Here is a 19,370-nt window from a genome sequence, read left to right as displayed (position 1 = left end):
TTTTATTTATAATATTTATAAGTAACTGCACTAACATCAATCAAACAAAAATTCAGTCGACTCAATTTTTAGAAGATCCTTTTATTAACAAAGGGTTTGCACTTATATATAATGAAAATCTTTTAAAGGAAAAAATAATTTCTAGAAAAATAGATGAAAGGAAGTCTTATAATTTTTCAAAAAAATTTAAAAAAAAATACAAAAGTAAAAATTACTAATATAAAAAATGAAAAATCAATAATAGCAACTGTTGGAAAAAAAGCTAACTATCCCTCTTTTAATAACTCTGTTTTATCAATTCGTATAGCAGATGAAATAAATTTAGATAAAGAAGAGCCATATGTAGAGATTTTAGAAATCCTAGAAAACTCAGTTTTTGTTGCAAAAAGAGCTAAAACTTTTGAAGAAGAAAAAGAAGTTGTCACTAAAGCACCAGTTAACGATATTAGTATTAGTGATTTAAATAATACAGAAATTGAAAGTTTAACTAAAACTACAAATCAATTTTTATATAAAATTAAAATAGCTGATTTCTACTTTAAAGATACAGCTTTGTTATTAACTAATAGAATCAGTAATGAAACAAATGTTACAGATGTTAAAATTGAAAAAATTATGGAAAATAAATATAGAGTTTATTTAGGTCCATTCCACAACATTAATGCTCTACAAAAATCCTTTAATGATATAAACATATTAGAATTTGAAAACATTGAAATTATAAAATGATTAAAACAAAATTTTTCTTAGTATTATTTACACTTTTATCATTTACATTTAGTGTAAAAGCTTCATTTGATATTAAGGCAAGAACAGCTATCCTACAAGACTACCTGTCTGGTGAAATTTTATTTGAAAAAGAACCTGATAAATCAATTTATCCTGCTTCTATGACAAAAATCATGACTGCTATAATTGCTTTTGATTTGATTAAAAAAGGTGACTTAAGCCTTGAAGAAAAATTTACAGTATCTGAAAATGCATGGCGATTATCATCAGCCGGTTATTCATCAATGTTTATTATGGTTGGAGACGAAGTTACTGTAGAAAATTTGCTCAAAGGTATAATAGTTGCTTCTGGTAATGATGCTTGTGTGGCTCTAGCTGAGGGCATTGCTGGTTCAGAAGATGAATTTGCAATCATGATGACTACTAAAGCAAAAGAAATTGGTATGGAAAATACTAATTTTGCTAATTCTTCTGGTATAAATAACACAAAAAATGTATCTACTGTAAGAGACATAATGATTATGTCAAACTACCTTATAAAAAATTTTCCTGAAGAATATAAAATGTTTGCTGAAAAAGAATTTACTTGGGATAGAACTGGGGGTGAACCAATAACTCAAGGAAATAGAAATCCACTATTATATTCCTCACTTCTTGCTGACGGTATTAAAACTGGTTACCTAGCAGTTGAAAAATATTCTTTAGCCTCTTCTGTTGATAGAAATGGTAGAAGGTTAATTGCTGTAGGAAGTGGTTTTGATACAAAAAAGGATAGATCTCGCGAAAGCTCCAAACTTTTAACATGGGGACTAACGAATTTTGATTTAGTTAAAGTTACAGAAAGCGATACTCCTATTGAAGATGTTGAGGTATGGTTGGGTAAAAAAGATACTGTAAAGACCTATGTTAACAAAGATATTTATAAAGTAATTAATAAAGGAAGAAAAAGTTTATTAAAAGTTACATTAAAGTACAATGGCCCAATACATGCTCCTATTAAGAAAGATGATGTAATTGGTAAATTAAACCTAAGTTATAAAGGTGAATTTATTGAAGAATATGACTTATTAGCATTCGAAGATGTTAAAAAATTAAATATTTTCTCTAGATTAATGAAATCCATTAATTTTTTAATATGGGGCGATGTCTAAAAAACCAATTATTGTCTTTGAAGGTATAGAAGGGACTGGCAAATCTCATCATATCAAAAAAGTTTCTTTTTTTTTAAAAAAAAAAAAATTGCTTTTATAAAAATCAGAGAACCTGGTGGGAGTGTTAATTCAGAGAAAATTAGAAAACTAATATTAGATAATAAATCTAACTTTAATAAAGAAACTGATTTACTTTTATATTTATCTGCTAGAAGTGAAAATATTGAACTTATTAAAAAAAATAAAGGTAAAAAAATTATATTAATAGATCGTTTCTCCGATTCTACAATTGCATATCAGCATTATGGCATGGGTGTAAATCGTAAATTAATAGAAAATATTAACAATCATTTACTAAAAGATATAAAAATTGATTTTACTTTTTTGAATACAGTCAATAATTATAATATGAAAAAAAGACTTGGACAGAGAAAAAAACTTAATAGATACGATAAGTTCAATAGTAAATTTTATAATAAAGTTCAAGATGGCTTTATTAAACTATCAAAATCTAAACCTAAAAAATATATTAAGATTAATTCTAATATGAATATAAAGATTAATGAAAAAATTATATTGGATAAAATCAAAAGTTTAATTTAAGGATATGAATTTACAACCTTCAGAAAATACGTCAATTTATGGCTATAAATATTTTTTTAAAGAAATTATTCAACTTTATAATAATAGAAAAATGCCTAATAAGATTTTATTATCGGGCAAAAAAGGTTCAGGTAAATCCACTTTTGCCTATCATTTAGTCAATTTTTTTTTATCAAAAGATGAAGAATTAAAATATGATTTAATTGAAAATAAGATTAATTCTGAAAATAAATCCTTCAAGTTATTACAGAATAATTCTCATCCAAATTTTTATTTGATTGATTTACTGGCTGAGAAAAAAAATATAGATGTTGCTCAGATAAGAGGAATGATCTCTTATACAAATAAATCTACTTTTAATAATCAAGATCGATTTATTATGATTGATAATGTTGAGTATCTTAATAAAAATTCTATAAATGCTTTACTTAAAATTATAGAAGAGCCTAATGAAAATATTTATTTTATCTTAATAGCTAATAGTGAAAAAAATATTCTACCTACTTTAAAATCTAGATGTATAACGTTTAAAATTCACTTTTCTTTTGATGAAACTGTCAACATATGCAATCAAATACTTAATCAAAATATTTTAAATGAATTAAATTATGATTTGATTAATTATTATTGTACTCCTGGTGAAATTATTAAATTAATTCAATTTGCAGAAGAAAAACAAATTAATCTTAGAGACCATGATGTTTCTTCTATAATAAGTTTAATTATTGAAAATATGTATTATAAAAAAAATATATTTATTAAAAATTTGTTAATTAATTTTATCGAATTATTTTTATTAAAAAGATATAAAACATCAAATAATAAAAATTTTTTATTAAATTTTTATCAAAGTTTTATTCAAAAAATTAATAATACCGAAAAATTCAATCTTGATGAAGAGAGTTTATTTTTAGAATTTAAATCAAAAGTATTATAAATGAATAAAAATTTTTATATTACTACACCAATATATTATCCTTCAGCGAAGCCACACATGGGGCACGCATACTCAAGTATAGCAGCTGATTTTTTTGCTAGATTTAAACGTATTGATGGTTTTAATGTACATTTTTTAACTGGCACAGATGAACATGGCTTAAAGATTCAAAGAGCAGCTGAAAGTAAAAATATAGATCCTCAAATTTTTTGTGATGAAATAAGTCAAACGTTTAGAAATTTATCTAATACATTAAATTTATCTAATACTGATTTTATTAGAACTACTGAAGATAGGCATAAAAAAACAGTCCAATATTTATGGTCACAACTTGAGAAAAATGATGATATCTACTTGTCTAAATATTCAGGGTGGTATTCTGTTTCAGACGAAGCTTTCTACACCGAAGAAGAAATTTCTGAAAAAGAAGATAATAAGATAGCTACTTCATCTGGATCCCTAGTTGAATGGATTGAAGAAGAATCTTATTTTTTTCGTTTATCTAAATGGCAGGATAAGTTGCTTGAATATTATAAGAATAACCCAGATTTTATTTCACCAAAATCTAGAAAAAATGAAGTCATCAGTTTTGTTAAAAGTGGTTTAAAAGATTTATCAATAAGTCGTAAAGCTTTTTCTTGGGGAATTAAAGTTCCAAATAATCCAGAACATGTTATCTATGTTTGGTTAGATGCATTAACTAACTATATTAGTGCTTTAAATTATCCAAATACAGATGATGATTTGTTTAAAAATTTTTGGCCTGCCTCAGTTCACTTAATAGGCAAAGATATATTAAGATTCCATGCTGTCTACTGGCCAGCCTTTTTAATGGCAGCCAAAATTACATTACCAAATAAAGTTTATGGTCATGGTTGGATTTTATCTGGTGATGAAAAAATGTCAAAATCAAAAGGTAATATCCTTGACCCTCTTGATATTATTGAAACTTATGGCCTTGACCCCTTGAGATATTATTTAATTAAAGAGGTTTCTTTTGGTAATGACGGTAATATTTCTCAAGACAGGTTGGAAGATTGTATTAATAGTGATCTTGCAAATAATTATGGCAATTTATGCCAAAGAGTTACAGCATTTGCTGAAAAAAATTGTCAATCCAAAGTTCCTGATATCAAAAATTTTATTGAGGAGGATTTATTAATGTTAAATAAATTTTCAGATAATATGTCATTAATACGTAAAGAAATTGATAATCAAAACATAAATTACTATATTAACTTTATTATTAATGCACTATTTGAAGCAAATAAATACTTTAATGATCAAGAACCTTGGAAAAAAAAAGATGAATCACAAAGACTTGCTACAATAATATATACATCTCTTGAAATGATTAGAAAAATTACTTTCATGCTTTATCCTATTATTCCAGACTCAGCCATCAAAGCTCTAAATATATTTGGTCTTAAAGAAGGAGACATTGACTTTAATTCTATAGGAGAAAATAATTTTCTTAAGTCTGGAGAGATAATTAATAAAATTGATATTTTGTTTAAAAAAATTGAAAAAAATGATTGATTCACATTGTCACTTAGATCATGAACCACTTTTAGAAAATTTGGACGAAGTTATTAAAAGGTCAAAAGAGGTGGGCATAACTAAATTGTTAACAATATGCACTACATTAGATAGTTTTAATAGAATTAAAGAAATTATAAAAAGAGATCCAATTATATATGGAACATTTGGAATTCATCCTCATGAAGCTAACGTAAATTTATCAGTAGATAAAAATTTCATAATCAAAGAAGTTAGCCAAAATGACAAGATAATTGGAGTTGGAGAAACAGGATTAGATTTTTTTTATGACCATAGTGATAGAGAAAAGCAAATAAGTTGTTTTAAGGCACATATTGATGCTGCAATAGCTCTTGATAAGCCTATTATTATTCATTCAAGGGAGGCAGAGGAAGAAACTTATCAAATTCTAAAATCTTACAAATCACAAGGATTAAAAATTTTAATGCATTGTTTTACGGGCTCTACAACTTTTGCAAATAGATTATTAGATTTAAATGCATTTTTTTCTGCAAGTGGAATAATCACATTTAAGAATAGTCTTGAGTTACAAGAAACATTTAAAACTATTCCCTTAGATAAACTTCTTGTAGAAACTGATAGTCCTTTCTTAGCCCCTATACCTATGAGAGGAAAAAAAAATGAACCTAGCTTTGTTAAATATACACTCGAAAAATTATCTTTAATTAAAAATCAAACTATTAAAGATATGTCAGATTTGACAACTGATAATTTCAATAGACTTTTTGATTTTTAATGTCAGTTAAATTTGTCATACTCGGTAGCGGGAGTTCAATGGGTGTACCTAGAGCGGATGGTTATTCTGGTAATTGTGATTTAAAAAATAAAAAAAACTTTAGAACACGATGTTCTGCCTTGATTAAATTTGACAATCAAAACATCTTAATTGATACCTCTCCTGATTTAAGAACACAACTTTTACAAAATAAAATCAAAAATATTAATAGAGTTTTTTATACACATCTACATGCCGATCAAACTCATGGTATTAATGATTTAAGACCTTTTTTTCTGATTAATAAACAACAAATTCCTGTATATGCGGATAATCTTACAGCTAAATATTTGCTATCAACTTTTGGTTATTGTTTTAAATCATCACATGGATACCCATCAACACTAAAGATTAACTCTCTTAAAAGTAAGCATATCTTTATTAATAAGAATAAAAAAATTTTAATTGAATCCATTCCAGTTGAGCATGGTAAAATTAAAAGTGTTTGTTATATAATTAATAAAAAATTAGCATATGCTAGCGATATAAGTTTATTTTTTAAAAAAGATTATAAAAAATTAAAAAAAATTGATTATTTAATTATTGATTGCTTATGGTATAGAAATCATTCTGCTCATTTTAATCTAGATCAAGTCTTAGAGCTGGTTAAAGATCTTTCACCAAAAAAAACAATTTTGACAAATATGCATAGCGATCTTGATTATGATAAGTTAAAAAAAAAATTACCAAAAAAAGTTATTCCTGGTTTTGATGGATTAACAGTAAATTTATAATACAGACTCTATCTTATTAATAATTTTTCCGGACATAGGGGTTACAAAAGAATTAAAAGTGTCTTCTATTTTACCCTCTTTATTAATCAATATTTTATGAAAATTCCATTTTGGAACTGTTGAGGTTCCATAATTTTTTTTTGCCCATTTATATATTTCGTGAGCATTGTCTCCTTTAACATCAACCTTATCTGTCAATGGAAAAGTAATGTTAAAATTAGTTTCACAAAAATCTTTAATTTCTGCATTAGATCCTGGTTCTTGACCTCCAAATTGATTTGATGGAACTCCTATAACATAAAAACCTTTATCTCTATATTTTTCGAATAGTTCCTGCAGTCCAGTATATTGTTTTGTAAAACCACACTTACTAGCTACGTTTACTAGTAAAATAGTTTTTCCTTTGTATTGATTTAAATCAATAACTTCATTGTTTATATTTTTGATCGTATGATCAAAAAATATTTTTTCATATTTTGCATCAACATTGTTAAAAAAAGAGAACATTAATATTGTTAATATAATTATGAAATATTTACTATTATACATAATCTATTTTTTAGAGGCATATAATAAAATAAAATAGCCAAATATAGTTGATAAAAGAGAACCAGAAAGAACACCAATTTTTACACCATCCATATACTGAGTATTTTCAACAAATGCTAAATTTCCAACAAACAAACTCATAGTAAAACCAATACCAGTTAATATTGAAACACCATATAAACTTAACCAGTTAGACTTATCGGGCATTTGTGCTGCCCCTAATTTTACTGCAAGATATGATATAACCATCACGCCAACTTGCTTACCAACAAATAGTCCTAAAAGTATACCCAATGGAACAGGGGCCAACAAACTAGAAAATGATAATCCTGTTAAATTAACACCAGCATTTGCAAAAGCAAATATTGGCATAATGATGAAGGCTACATAAGGGCTTATTGCGTGCTCAAGTTTAATTAATAAAGAAAAGTCTTTTTCTTTAGCTCTATGAGGTATTGTTGATGCAAGTAAAACACCTGCAATAGTTGCATGAATGCCAGATTTGTAAGTAAAAAACCACATAAAGGATCCAATTATCAAATAAGGAATAAATTTCTTAATTCCAAACTTATTTAATATTAGTAACAAAATATAAGAAATCAAAATTAAACTTAAATAACTAATACTTAGATCTCCTGAATAGAAAAAAGCAATAATTAATATAGCACCAAGATCATCAATAATTGCCAGAGCAGTTAAAAAAATCTTTAATGAAATTGGAACTCTTGATCCTAATAAAGATAATATACCTAAAGAGAAAGCAATATCTGTTGCTGAGGGTATAGCCCAACCATTTAATGTTTCTGAATTACCAAGATTTATTGAAACATAAACTAGTGCAGGAATTACCATCCCTCCAACCGCACCTATGATTGGAAGTAGTGCTTTTTTTAAATTAGAAAGCTCACCTTGTATAAATTCTCTTTTAATTTCTAAAGTAACGAAAAAGAAAAAAACAGCCATTAGCAAGTCGTTAATCCAATGATGAACAGAAAGTTTTAGGCCAAAATTATTTACACCAATAAATAAATATTGTTCAAGCGTATTAAAATATAATTCACTTAGATTTGAATTACTTATTACAAGAGCGATTATTGCAGCAATCAATAAAACTAATCCACTTGCTGCCTCCAATCGAAAAAACCATTTAAAGGGCTTTGATAAAGTTTTGATCATAAATTAGAATAAATCACGAATAAATAGACCTATATCCCTAAATGTTTCATACAAATTATAAAGTAAAAGTTCAGTATCTGGGACAATTTTTCCTAAAGGTGTTTTAAAAGTATCTATAATAATAATAAAAGCAGCAAAAGATATTATTGAGACAACTAATATATTTAATATTCTATAATTTTTTTTATCAGGCAGGGGTTCAATAATTTTTTCTTCTTTAACATTTTTTATTTCATCATTTGAGGATTTTTCAGAAGAATTTACATGATCCTCTTTTGGAGATATAATCTCTTCTTCTTTATTATTTTGAATTTCAAGTTTAGTTAATTCTTGAGGTGTCTCTATTTTTTTTTTGAAAAACCATGTATTGTTACAAGCACTACACTGTAACAGACGACCTTCTTCTGGAATTAGATTGGCATCTAAATCAAACTTTTTATGACAATTGTTACATTGAACGATCATATAGTCTGTATATACGATTCTTGTTAAAAAGCCTTATTTTTGATGTTCTTTATTCTTTGAAATTATGAATATCTAATGTATTAGTACCTCAATCGGGGCGTAGCGCAGCCTGGTAGCGCATCTGGTTTGGGACCAGAGGGTCGCAGGTTCAAATCCTGCCGCCCCGACCATTATATGAAAAAAGCAATAATTTATATTCCAACAAAAAACTCAATGCAGTCTGGACTTGGTAAATCTGATAAATGGCTTATTAGATTTGAAACAAATGACTCGGGATTAAATCCCTTAATGGGATGGGAATCTAGTTCAGATACATTATCAGAATTAAATTTAGAATTTTCTACAAAAGAGTTAGCCATTGAATATGCAAAAAAAAATAAAATAGATTTTGAAATTATCGAACCTCAAAAAAGAAAAACTATTAAAAAGTCATACGCAGATAATTTTTTAAAATAAAATATGTTTAGATTTTTTAAATTAAGAAAATGGTTTTTGTGGTCGTGGGTTGGGTCATTTACAATTCTATTATCATTATGGGTACAAGTTATAATTGATGTAAAAATTAATGAGTGGTTTGGTGTTTTTTACGACATGATTCAAAAAGCTCTTGCTAAACCTAATGCAATAACTATTGAAGAATATTGGGCTACTTTAGTATCGTTTATTTCACTAGCAGGTGTTTATATTGCTCTTTATGTTGTCATTATTTTTTTTACTTCGCACTTTTTATTTAGATGGAGAGCTTCAATGGTTGAGTGGTACCATACAGTCTACGACAAAGCTGGTAAAATTGAAGGTGCATCACAGAGAGTACAAGAAGACACAATTAAATTTACTCGTTATATGGAAGATCTTGGCACTTCATTTATAGAGTCAGTAATGCTTTTAATCCAATTTATTCCAATATTATTAGGGCTATCAATTGGTATACCAATTTTCTTTTTTGGGGATTGGCAATATGGATTAATTACGGGTGCTCTTTTGTGGACTATTGGTGGGACTATATTTTTAATAGGTTTAGGCTGGCTATTAAGACTTGTTGGTGTCGAATATGATGTACAAAAAAAAGAAGCTGCATATAGAAAAATATTAGTAATAGCCGAAGATGATGGCAACATAAGACCAAAAACAATTAATGAATTATTTGAAGATGTTCGTTCAATCCATTATTTAAAATATTTACGTTATCTTTATTTTAATATTGGGAGAATGGCTTATTTGCAGGCTAATGTATTGTCTGCTTATGTTTTTTTAGCCCCAGCTATTGTTGCAGGTGTAGTAACACTAGGAGTTATGCAGCAGATTATTAGAGCCTTTGGTAGAGTTGAAGGTTCAATGCAGTATCTTATAAAAGCATGGCCAACTATTATAGAATTAGCAAGTGTTTATAAAAGATTGAGAGAATTTGAAACCAAAATTAATTTATCAAAAATAGTTGAAGAAAAAGTTTAATGTCATTAGACAAAAAGTATATTGAACACTTTGTAAATGTTTCATCTAGAGCAGCATTGGCTTCATCTTATTTAGTTGGAAAAAAAGATAAGATTGCAGCTGATCAAGCCGCTGTGGATGCTATGAGAATTGAGCTTAATAAAATAGATATGAATGGCACTATTGTTATAGGTGAAGGAGCATTAGATGAGGCACCACTTTTATATACAGGAGAAAAATTAGGAAACAAAAAAGGACCCGAGTTTGATATTGCGGTAGATCCCCTCGAAGGAACAAATTTTGCAGCAAATAATTTACCTGGTGCGATATCTGTTATAGCTGTTTCTGAAAAGGGAAATCTTTTTAATGCACCAGAAACATATATGGATAAAATTGCTACTGGTAATATAGAAAAGGGTTTAATTGATCTTGATTTTTCAATAAAGAAAAATATTTCTAATTTAGCAGAATTTTTAAATAAAGACATTTCATCTATAACAGCTTGTGTAATGGATAGGCCGAGACATAAAAGAATTATTGAAGAACTAAAACAGCTTAACGTTAAAATTAAACTTATTACTGATGGAGATGTTTTGGGTGCTTTATATGTTTCAAACCCTAAATATAATGTAGATATATTTTTAGGTATTGGCGGTGGTCCAGAAGGCGTTTTGGCAGCTTCTGCTCTTGATGCTTTTAATTGTCATTTTCAAGGAAGATTTATTTTTGATAATGATAAAGATATTAATGAAGCAAAACTAATGGGTATTAAAGATTTAGATAAAAAATATGAATTAAAGGAAATTGTTAAGGGAGATTCGATTTTCTGTGCAACAGGAATAACTTCTAGTGAGGTTTTATCCGGTATTCACATACAAGGTAATAGGTATAATTCAGAAACTCTAGTTACACATAAAAATACTAATTTTAGGGAAATATTAAAAAGATCCAATATTCTTGAAGAATGATTTCAGTTTCGGGTAAAAACTGGGAAGAAGTAAAAATTAATCAAAATTTAGTAAACAAGTTAAAGCAAGATTATGGTTTTAATGATATTTTATCCAGATTAATTATTTCAAGAAAATTTAATGAAGAAGAAATTGCCTCAATAAATAACAATCTTAATCTTAATAATGTTTTCCTTAATACAGATGATTTTAAAAGATCAGTTCAACTAGTTTTAGAGTCTATAAATAAAAAAGAAAAAATATGTATTTTAGGTGACTATGATGTGGATGGGTCTGCAGCAACATCATTATTTGTTAAATTTCTTGAGGATATAAAACACCCATATTTTTATTATATACCTGATAGAGAAAAAGATGGCTACGGTGCAACTAAAAAACTTTTTCAAAAATTAATATTAAGAAATCCAAAACTAGTTATCATGGTTGACTGTGGCTCAACATCTAATGAGGCTATTGATTTTTTAAATGAAAAAAAAATAAAGTCTCTAATAATTGATCACCATGAAATTAATAAACCGTTTCCTGATGCTAACTCAATTATAAATCCAAAAAAAAATAATGGTTATAATGAATATGATTATTTATGTGCAACAACACTTTCTTATTTTTTCCTAGATCTATTAATTAAAGAAATCAAGTGTAACACCATAATTAAAGATTATTTGATTTATGTTTTATTAGCTACAGTATGTGATGTAATGCCTATAAGAAAACTCAATAGATTGATTGCAATAAATGCTCTTAATAATTTTGATATAGAAAAAAATCTGCCAATTAAAACATTATTTGAATTAAATAATAAGAAAAACAAAATTAGTATTAATGATCTTGGCTATTTAATTGGACCAATTTTAAATGCTGGTGGAAGATTGGGCAAATCTGAATATGCTACGGAGGTACTATCATCACCGAATGATAAAATCATAAATGATAAGTGTAAAGATTTAATAAAATTGAATGAAAAAAGAAAACATATTGAAGGTTTAATATTAAATGAGATTAATTTTAAAAAAATCGAAGAGAATAACAAAGATGTAATCATCTACTATAGTCCAAATATTAATGAGGGTTTGATTGGAATTATTGCAGCAAGATTGAAAGAATTTTTTAACAAACCAGCTATTGTTATCACTTCATCAAATGATTTATTAAAAGGATCTGCAAGATCTGTTTATAATTATAATATTGGACGTGTTATTAAGAATTTGTTAGATGAAAATATAATAATTGGAGGAGGAGGTCATAATATGGCCGCTGGATTTACTTTGACTAAAGAAAATCTTAAAATATTTACTAATTATATATTGGAAGATTTTAAAAAAAATATAAATTTTAGAAATAATACTTTTTATTATGACTCAGAAATTTCATCTCATTCTTTAAAGCAAGAATTTTATGAAAATTTAAAAAAAATAGAACCTTTTGGAACTGGAAACACGTTACCGACATTTTTAATAAAAGATTTAACAATACTAAAATCTAAAATATTGAATAACAGCCACATATCATTGATATTAAAGTCAAAAACAGGATTTTCTATTAAATCGATATCCTTTAATTCTATTAATACTAAGATGGCCGATTTTTTAATAGGGTATAAAAAAAATATTAATGTTATAGGGCAAATAAGTGAAAGCATATGGAATAATAAAAAAACTCTACAATTAACTATTAGAGACATTACGCTATAGTTTATTGCGCTTGATAAATAATGACTTTTAAAATAAAAGATCACAACGTGGTCCCTTCGTCTATCGGTTAGGACAGCTGGTTTTCATCCTGCAAAGGGGGGTTCGATTCCCCCAGGGACCGCCATACCCCTTATGTATTACTTTACATATATGCTTAAATCTATCACTCCAGGGACTAAAAAGAGTTATGTTGGATATACTATAGATATTGATAAAAGATTAAATAAACACAATTCCAATAAAGGCGCAAAATCTACTAAAGGTTACAAGTGGAAATTAATTTATAAAAAAAAATTTAAAAGTAAAAATGAAGCAATGTCATTTGAATATAAATTAAAACACAATAAAGTATTAAGAAAAGAGATTTTAGAAAAATATAATAAATGAAAATTTCTATATTATTGCCTTATAAAGAAAATTATTCACCTCAATATGCAGGTGCTGTATCATTATTTGTAAACGATATTACAAAAATCAGTTATTTTAAAAAAGATATTCTTATTTTTGGTAACACACAATCAAAAAAAAAATTATCAAAAAATTATATAAACTTAAAGTTAAATAAAAAAATATTTCAAAGTACTAGTAAAATTTATGTTGAAACTTTTCTTAAGGCTCAAAAGAAATTAAATACAGAAATTATAGAGGTTCACAATAGGCCAAATTATATAAAAATAATTAAACAAAAATATATAAATAAATTGTTTTTATATTTTCACAATGATCCTCTATCAATGAATGGTTCCAAATCAATTAATGAGCGTATTTATTTATTAAATAATTTAGATAAGATTATATTTAATAGTACATGGTCACAAAAACGTTTTTTTATTGGTTTATCAAATCAAAAAAATTTACTTAATAAAACATCTGTTTGTTTTCAGTCATCATCAAAAACTAAGATTAATTTTAAAAATAAAAAAAATATTATATCTTTTGTTGGAAAATTAAATAAAGCTAAGGGATATGATGTTTTTGGTCAGGCTATAATTAGAATATTAGATAAATATCCTAATTGGTCTGCTAAAGTTTTTGGAGATGAACCAAGAGAGAGATTATCATTTAAACACAAAAATTTAAAAATATTAGGTTTTAAGAATAATGAATATATATTAAATAGTCTAAAAGAAATTAGTATTTCTGTGGTGTGTTCTAGATGGGAGGAACCTTTTGGTAGAACAAGCTTAGAAGCTGCTAGCAGAGGTTCAGCTGTTATAATTAGTGGAAGAGGAGGCTTACCTGAAACAAGTAATTCAGCAATAATTTTAAAAAAATTAAATCACATCAGTTTATTTAATATTATTGATAGTCTTATTAAAGATAAAAAAAAATTGTTAAAAACTCAAAAAGAAAATTACAATAATTTTATTTACACTCACAAATATGTTTCTGATATTATTGATAACTTAAGAAAAGCTTTCCTATCTAAAGAAATAAAAAATTTTTATATCAAAAAGAAATATCCACTAAAAATTATTCATATAACAAATTTCAACCAACGTTTTAATGGTCGTTTACATTACAATACAGGAAAAAGATTACAAAATGGATTTGTTAGATTAGGTCATAATGTTTTAGCTATAAGTGATAGAGATATAATTAATAAAAATAAATCTTTACAAGATATTAGTGGGAAAAAAAGTTTACAAAATTCAATTATTAAAACATATAAAAATTTTAAAGCTGATTGTATTATTTTAGGTCATGCAGATGCTGTTGAAAATAATACCTTACAAGAATTAAAAGATTCAAATAAAAACTTAAAAATATGCCAATGGTTTTTAGACCCTATAGTGAAAAAAGGACCAGATTACGTTAAAAATAATGAAAGAATTAATGATAAAGCAAAATATTTAGATGCAACATTTTTGACTACTGACCCAAAAATATTAAGAGATAAAATTAAAAATTCTTTTTTCATTCCAAATCCTTCAGATCATTCTTTTGAAACATTAAAAAATTATGAAAAAAATTGTAATAACGATATTTTCTTTGCAATGAGTCATGGAGTACATCGAGGTTCGTTAAAAATAGGCAAGTATGATGATAGGGAATTATTTATAAATAAACTTATTAATAAAAACAAACTTATCAAATTTGATTTATATGGCATGAACAATGTGCAGCCAGTCTGGGGAGATGATTTTTTATCAAGAATATCCAATTCTTCAATGGGGCTTAATTTAAGCAGAGGGCCGGCTACTAAATATTATAGTAGTGATCGTGTGGCGCAACTATTTGGTAATGGACTACTTACATTTGTTAATAAAATAACTCAATTTGAAGATTTTTTACCAAAAAAAACCTTTATAAGTTATCAAGACATTGATGACCTTAGTTTTAAAATCAATAAATATAAGAAAGACGACAAAGAAAGAAAAAAAATAGCAAAAAATGGTAGGGATTTTTATTTAAGATATATAAATTCAACTATAGTTGCTGATTTTATTTTATCTAAAACATTAGATATAAAAAGTAAAAATAGTTTTGTGTGGGAAGGATTATAATTTAATGAAAGTTATTAGAAATAGATTTAAAGATTTGCTCGTTATAGAGGGTGAATTACATAAAGATAAAAGGGGATATTTACGAGAACTTTATTTAGAAAAAATTATAAAGAAAAAATTTAGATTTCAAATTATTTCCAAATCTAATAAAAATGTTTTAAGAGGTCTACATATTCAAACTATAAATTCCCAAGGAAAATACCTATCTATAATAAAAGGTAAAATTTTTGATGTTATGGTTGATTTAAGAGTTAAATCAAAAACATTTGGACAATATTATTCTTTAATACTTAGCGATACCAACTGTAAAAGCATTTATATTCCTGAAGGCTTTGCACACGGTTTTCTTGCTTTAGAAAAAGAAAATATAATCGCTTACAACTGCACGAACTATAGAAATGCAAATTCTGAAATAACCTTAAATTTTAACGATGTTGATATTGGTATCAAGTGGCCTAAAATAAAACCTATTCTATCAAATAAAGATGCTAATGGTTTATCTTTTAAGAATTTTATTACTAAAATTAAAAATAATTAATGAAGATAGAAGAACGTCTTAAAGAAAAGTATTTGTATAAAAAAGGATTTAATTTTTTTAAAATATTTTATTTTATCTATCAATATTTTAAAACTAGAAAAATTCTTAAACAAAATACTTTTTATTCGAATTGGGGCCTAGATATGTTGGCTGATGATTTTTTCAAAAAAAAAGAGTATGGCATATATATTGATATTGGTTGTCACCAACCTTTCTTAAATAATAATACTTATAGACTTTATAAAAGGGGTTGGACTGGAATCAATATTGATTTAGATTTTAATAGTATTGATTTATTTAATTTTTTTAGAAAAAAAGATTTTAATGTAAATGCAGCAATTTCAGATAAAAATGAGGATACAGATTTATATTTTTTTCATAATAGATCAGCTATTAATACTTTATCAAAAGAAACTGGGGCAAAAGCTAAAGAAATTAGAAAAATAAGAACTCGTACATTAAATGATATTATTGAAAATAGCCCATACAAAAATCAAAAGATAAACTATTTAAGTATAGATGTGGAGGGTCATGAAATGAATGTATTAAATGGTTTCGACATAAATAAATATAAACCTGAATTAGTTGTTTTAGAATTTATAGATATTAAAATTAAAGAATATTACATGAATAAAATTGATAACATTATATCCTCAGAAATTTATAATTTTATGACAAAACACAATTATAAATTAATTAACTGGGTTCATGACGATTTGGTCTTTGTGCCAAATAATACAAATTAATAATGATATCTATAATAATTCCTACTTTTAATAATTTAGATTATCTAAAACTTGCTATAGAAAGTATTCAAAAAAATTCAAAATTACCAAATGAAATAATTCTACATGTTAATGAGGGAAATGATGGAACTCTTGATTATGTAAAAAAGAATAATTATAAATTTTCTTATTCCAAAATCAATGATGGTATCTGCGTAGGTTGCAATAAAGCTGCATCAATTAGTGTTTATGATCTAATACTTTATGCTCATGATGATATGTATTTTTGTCCTAATTGGGATCAATATCTGATTGAAGAAGTTAACAAATTAAATACTAAACTTTTTTATTTGTCGGGAACGATGATAAATGGTGATCCAAAACTTAATGGTCATTTAAATTTCTATGCTGGTGAAACTGCTAAAACCTTTGATGAGTTAAGATTATTGAAAAACTATATGAGTCTTAATTGTGATGATTTCCAAGGTTCTACTTGGGCACCACATCTTATTCATAAAGAGGTTTGGAATAAAGTAGGAGGCTTTAGTGTTGAATTTTCACCCGGCACAGGTTCGGACCCTGATTTAAATATGAAATTATGGAAGCTGGGAGTTAGAATATTTAAAGGTGTTAGTAAATCTAGAGTTTATCATTTTGGTTCAGTTGTTACACGTCAAAAAGAAAAAAATTTCTTTTCAATCACTGATACTGGAAATAAAGGAAATAAAATCTTTTTAAAAAAGTGGGGGATAACTATTAGATTTTTTAAAAAACACTATTTAAGATCTGACACTAAGTTTGAGGGTTTGTTAAAAGAACCAAACAAAAACATTAATTATTATTTAGATTTATTAAAAGTTAAATTAACACTATTTTATATCAAACTATTTAATTAAATGAATATATTGCTTAGCTGTCCTTCAAATTTTAGTTTGAAATCAAATAATCTTAAAAAATTAGGTGGCGTAGAATCTTTAAATATAGAATTAGCAAAGACCTTAAGTAAAGAAAATTTTAATATTACACTAGCAACAAATTGTAAAAAAACATTAATTAAAGATAAGATTGTCAATATACCTATCAACAAACTAAAAAAAAATGCTAAGAATTATTCGTATGATATAATTGTTTCTTCAAATGATACGTCTCTATATTCATATTTCAATAAATCAAAAAAAATTCTGTGGCTTCATAATAAATTGCAAATTGAAAAAGCAATTAGAAAAAAAAATTTTTTTCCAATAATTTATCATAGACCTTATGTAGTTTTTGTAAGTGACTATCTTAGCAATATCACTAATAACTTTCTTTTGTTTAAAAAAAGATTTGTAATTTCAAATTTTCTTTCAGATTTTTTTATAACAAAAAAACTAAATTTTAATAGAAAAAAAATTTTTGTCTGGTCAGTTCAGCGGGATAGGGGATTAAGTAAATTAGTAGAAATTTGGGTTAATAAAATTTACCAAAGAGATAAATCTTTAAAATTATATATTTTTGGTGTTAATACTAAAAAACTAAAATCAGAACTTAAATTTTTAAAATCTAAAAATATTTTTTTTTACGGACGTGTTTCTAAATCAAAACTTAAAAGTACATATTTAAATTCATTAGCAATGATATGTCTCGGATACGATGAGACATTTTGCTTAAATGCTTTAGAGGCAAATTCATGTGGTTTACCCATTATTACATTTGGAAAAACTGCTTTAAAAAAATATTCAATTTCTAACTATAATAGCATTATAGCAAAAAATTTTGATGATTTAGAAAATAAAATTTTTTACCTATTATCATTAAATAAGTATAAGAAAAATAAGTTAATTAAAGATTCATTTAATCATTCAAAAAAATTTAGATTAAGTATTATTTCTAAACAATGGGTAAAATTATTAAAAACTATATGAGTTTTTATAAAGATATTACTATTATTATTGTTAGTTATGAAAGTGAAAAATTGATTATTCAAAATTTAGAAACTTTAAAAAAATTTCCCACAATTATAATTGATAATTCAAAATCGAATAAATTTGATTCTCTTATTAATGATTTTAAAAACATAAAGTTAATTACGCCTGACTTAAATTTAGGTTACGGGAAAGCTAATAATTTAGGTGTTAATAAATCGAAAACTCCTTATGTTTTAATCGTAAATCCAGATATTCTTCTTAACGAACAGCTAATAAATGCTCTTTATTCTGAATTTTTAAATTATAATGATGATGTTGGTGTTATAGGACCTTCTTTATATGACTCTAACATGAAAAGAAGAACCAACGGTTCAATTTCTCATGTCAAAAAAATAAAAGGGAGAAAGCTTTTCAATTCCTTAAATAATATTCCGGAAAATAATATGTGCTGTGATTTTCTAGTTGGATGCTGTCTTTTTATGAGAAGAGATTTTTTCTTGGAATTAGGAGGATTTGATAAAGACTTTTTCATGTACTTTGAGGACAATGATTTATGTGATCGTATAATTAAAAAAGGCAAAACTGTAGTTGAGGTGCCCTCAGCTAAAGTTATTCATTTAGAAAACTCTTCTTCAAAAAAAAATTATTTCCAAAGTTATAAATTATCAATAATTCATAAAATTTCTGAATATATTTACCTGAAAAAAAATGTTTTATTAATTAATTTGATTTTAATTATTTCTAAAAATTTTATTGATTATTTACAGAGATTTATAATTAATTTATTAATCTTAAGATTTAAAAAATCTTTAAAAAATTTTTTTAGATTAATATCAATTTTATTATATGTAACTATGATATATAAGTTAATTTTTTAGAGAAATATGGAAAATCTTAACCTTTTTAAACTTTTCTTTTTTAGGA

Annotated in this window: 21 protein-coding genes and 2 tRNA genes; 20 read left to right on the top strand and 3 right to left on the bottom strand. The window is 25.8% G+C overall.

Annotated features, from left to right (window positions below):
* Nucleotides 1–153 precede the first annotated feature (153 nt).
* Genes AC5SLL_RS03115 through AC5SLL_RS03085 form a run of 7 tightly spaced genes read left to right on the top strand, consistent with a single transcriptional unit; the run spans nt 154 to nt 6,489 of the window.
* Nucleotides 154–729, top strand: coding sequence for a hypothetical protein (locus AC5SLL_RS03115; protein ID WP_494587014.1), 576 nt, complete (start codon nt 154–156; stop codon nt 727–729).
* The gene (locus AC5SLL_RS03110) at nt 726–1,880 is read left to right on the top strand and encodes a D-alanyl-D-alanine carboxypeptidase family protein (RefSeq protein ID WP_494587013.1); all 1,155 of its coding nucleotides are present in this window, start codon (nt 726–728) and stop codon (nt 1,878–1,880) included. The genes AC5SLL_RS03115 and AC5SLL_RS03110 overlap by 4 nt, the downstream gene beginning before the upstream one ends.
* A gap of 42 nt (nt 1,881–1,922) precedes the next feature.
* Nucleotides 1,923–2,483 (top strand): dTMP kinase, encoded by a 561-nt coding sequence (gene tmk, locus AC5SLL_RS03105; RefSeq protein ID WP_494587065.1) that lies wholly within the window; start codon nt 1,923–1,925, stop codon nt 2,481–2,483.
* Between the two features lie 4 nt (nt 2,484–2,487).
* Nucleotides 2,488–3,420, top strand: a complete 933-nt coding sequence (locus AC5SLL_RS03100; protein WP_494587012.1) for a DNA polymerase III delta subunit-related protein — start codon at nt 2,488–2,490, stop codon at nt 3,418–3,420.
* Nucleotides 3,421–4,959 (top strand): methionine--tRNA ligase, encoded by a 1,539-nt coding sequence (gene metG, locus AC5SLL_RS03095; protein WP_494587011.1) that lies wholly within the window; start codon nt 3,421–3,423, stop codon nt 4,957–4,959. It abuts the gene before it with no gap.
* A complete protein-coding gene (locus AC5SLL_RS03090) occupies nt 4,952–5,716 on the top strand; it encodes a TatD family hydrolase (RefSeq protein WP_494587010.1) in 765 nt (254 codons plus the stop codon). The genes metG and AC5SLL_RS03090 overlap by 8 nt, the downstream gene beginning before the upstream one ends.
* On the top strand, nt 5,716–6,489 hold the full coding sequence (locus AC5SLL_RS03085; protein WP_494587009.1) for an MBL fold metallo-hydrolase: 774 nt from the start codon (nt 5,716–5,718) through the stop codon (nt 6,487–6,489). The genes AC5SLL_RS03090 and AC5SLL_RS03085 overlap by 1 nt, the downstream gene beginning before the upstream one ends.
* Here the strand turns inward: AC5SLL_RS03085 and AC5SLL_RS03080 are convergent.
* Genes AC5SLL_RS03080 through AC5SLL_RS03070 form a run of 3 tightly spaced genes read right to left on the bottom strand, consistent with a single transcriptional unit; the run spans nt 6,484 to nt 8,679 of the window.
* On the bottom strand, nt 6,484–6,996 hold the full coding sequence (locus tag AC5SLL_RS03080) for a glutathione peroxidase (protein WP_494587008.1): 513 nt from the start codon (nt 6,994–6,996) through the stop codon (nt 6,484–6,486). The genes AC5SLL_RS03085 and AC5SLL_RS03080 overlap by 6 nt on opposite strands.
* A gap of 45 nt (nt 6,997–7,041) precedes the next feature.
* Nucleotides 7,042–8,214, bottom strand: coding sequence for a Na+/H+ antiporter NhaA (gene nhaA, locus AC5SLL_RS03075; RefSeq protein ID WP_494587007.1), 1,173 nt, complete (start codon nt 8,212–8,214; stop codon nt 7,042–7,044).
* Between the two features lie 3 nt (nt 8,215–8,217).
* Nucleotides 8,218–8,679, bottom strand: a complete 462-nt coding sequence (locus tag AC5SLL_RS03070) for a zinc-ribbon domain-containing protein (protein WP_494587006.1) — start codon at nt 8,677–8,679, stop codon at nt 8,218–8,220.
* 93 nt (nt 8,680–8,772) lie between these two features.
* Here AC5SLL_RS03070 and AC5SLL_RS03065 point away from each other — a divergent pair.
* The 13 genes from AC5SLL_RS03065 to AC5SLL_RS03005 all read left to right on the top strand — a co-directional run bounded on the left by AC5SLL_RS03065 (nt 8,773) and on the right by AC5SLL_RS03005 (nt 19,324).
* Nucleotides 8,773–8,849 (top strand) — tRNA-Pro (locus AC5SLL_RS03065).
* Nucleotides 8,850–8,853: 4 nt separating this feature from the next.
* Nucleotides 8,854–9,135 (top strand): ETC complex I subunit, encoded by a 282-nt coding sequence (locus AC5SLL_RS03060; protein WP_494573696.1) that lies wholly within the window; start codon nt 8,854–8,856, stop codon nt 9,133–9,135.
* Nucleotides 9,136–9,138: 3 nt separating this feature from the next.
* Nucleotides 9,139–10,131, top strand: coding sequence for a putative transporter (locus tag AC5SLL_RS03055; protein ID WP_494587005.1), 993 nt, complete (start codon nt 9,139–9,141; stop codon nt 10,129–10,131).
* Entirely contained in the window at nt 10,131–11,078 is a 948-nt protein-coding gene (glpX, locus tag AC5SLL_RS03050) for a class II fructose-bisphosphatase (protein WP_494587004.1), read from the top strand. Before AC5SLL_RS03055 ends, glpX begins: the two co-directional genes overlap by 1 nt.
* Nucleotides 11,075–12,769: a single-stranded-DNA-specific exonuclease RecJ gene (gene recJ, locus AC5SLL_RS03045; protein ID WP_494587003.1), complete on the top strand. Its 1,695-nt coding sequence runs from the start codon at nt 11,075–11,077 to the stop codon at nt 12,767–12,769. The genes glpX and recJ overlap by 4 nt, the downstream gene beginning before the upstream one ends.
* Nucleotides 12,770–12,818: 49 nt before the next feature.
* Nucleotides 12,819–12,893, top strand: a tRNA-Glu gene (locus AC5SLL_RS03040).
* A gap of 26 nt (nt 12,894–12,919) precedes the next feature.
* Nucleotides 12,920–13,156, top strand: coding sequence for a GIY-YIG nuclease family protein (locus tag AC5SLL_RS03035; protein ID WP_494578734.1), 237 nt, complete (start codon nt 12,920–12,922; stop codon nt 13,154–13,156).
* Nucleotides 13,153–15,276, top strand: a complete 2,124-nt coding sequence (locus AC5SLL_RS03030) for a glycosyltransferase (RefSeq protein ID WP_494587002.1) — start codon at nt 13,153–13,155, stop codon at nt 15,274–15,276. Before AC5SLL_RS03035 ends, AC5SLL_RS03030 begins: the two co-directional genes overlap by 4 nt.
* A 4-nt stretch (nt 15,277–15,280) precedes the next feature.
* Entirely contained in the window at nt 15,281–15,814 is a 534-nt protein-coding gene (rfbC, locus tag AC5SLL_RS03025) for a dTDP-4-dehydrorhamnose 3,5-epimerase (protein WP_494587001.1), read from the top strand.
* Nucleotides 15,814–16,560 (top strand): FkbM family methyltransferase, encoded by a 747-nt coding sequence (locus tag AC5SLL_RS03020; RefSeq protein WP_494587000.1) that lies wholly within the window; start codon nt 15,814–15,816, stop codon nt 16,558–16,560. The genes rfbC and AC5SLL_RS03020 overlap by 1 nt, the downstream gene beginning before the upstream one ends.
* Before the next feature lie 2 nt (nt 16,561–16,562).
* Complete coding sequence (locus AC5SLL_RS03015) at nt 16,563–17,435, top strand: glycosyltransferase family 2 protein (RefSeq protein WP_494586999.1); 873 nt, start codon at nt 16,563–16,565, stop codon at nt 17,433–17,435.
* Nucleotides 17,436–18,443 (top strand): glycosyltransferase, encoded by a 1,008-nt coding sequence (locus AC5SLL_RS03010; RefSeq protein WP_494586998.1) that lies wholly within the window; start codon nt 17,436–17,438, stop codon nt 18,441–18,443.
* Nucleotides 18,416–19,324: a glycosyltransferase family 2 protein gene (locus AC5SLL_RS03005; RefSeq protein WP_494586997.1), complete on the top strand. Its 909-nt coding sequence runs from the start codon at nt 18,416–18,418 to the stop codon at nt 19,322–19,324. Before AC5SLL_RS03010 ends, AC5SLL_RS03005 begins: the two co-directional genes overlap by 28 nt.
* Nucleotides 19,325–19,370: the final 46 nt, after the last annotated feature.

The sequence above is a fragment of the Candidatus Pelagibacter sp. PS_43 genome (assembly GCF_059417795.1).
Note: the sequence above shows the minus strand (reverse complement) of the source record. Positions and strands in the feature narration are given on the sequence as shown.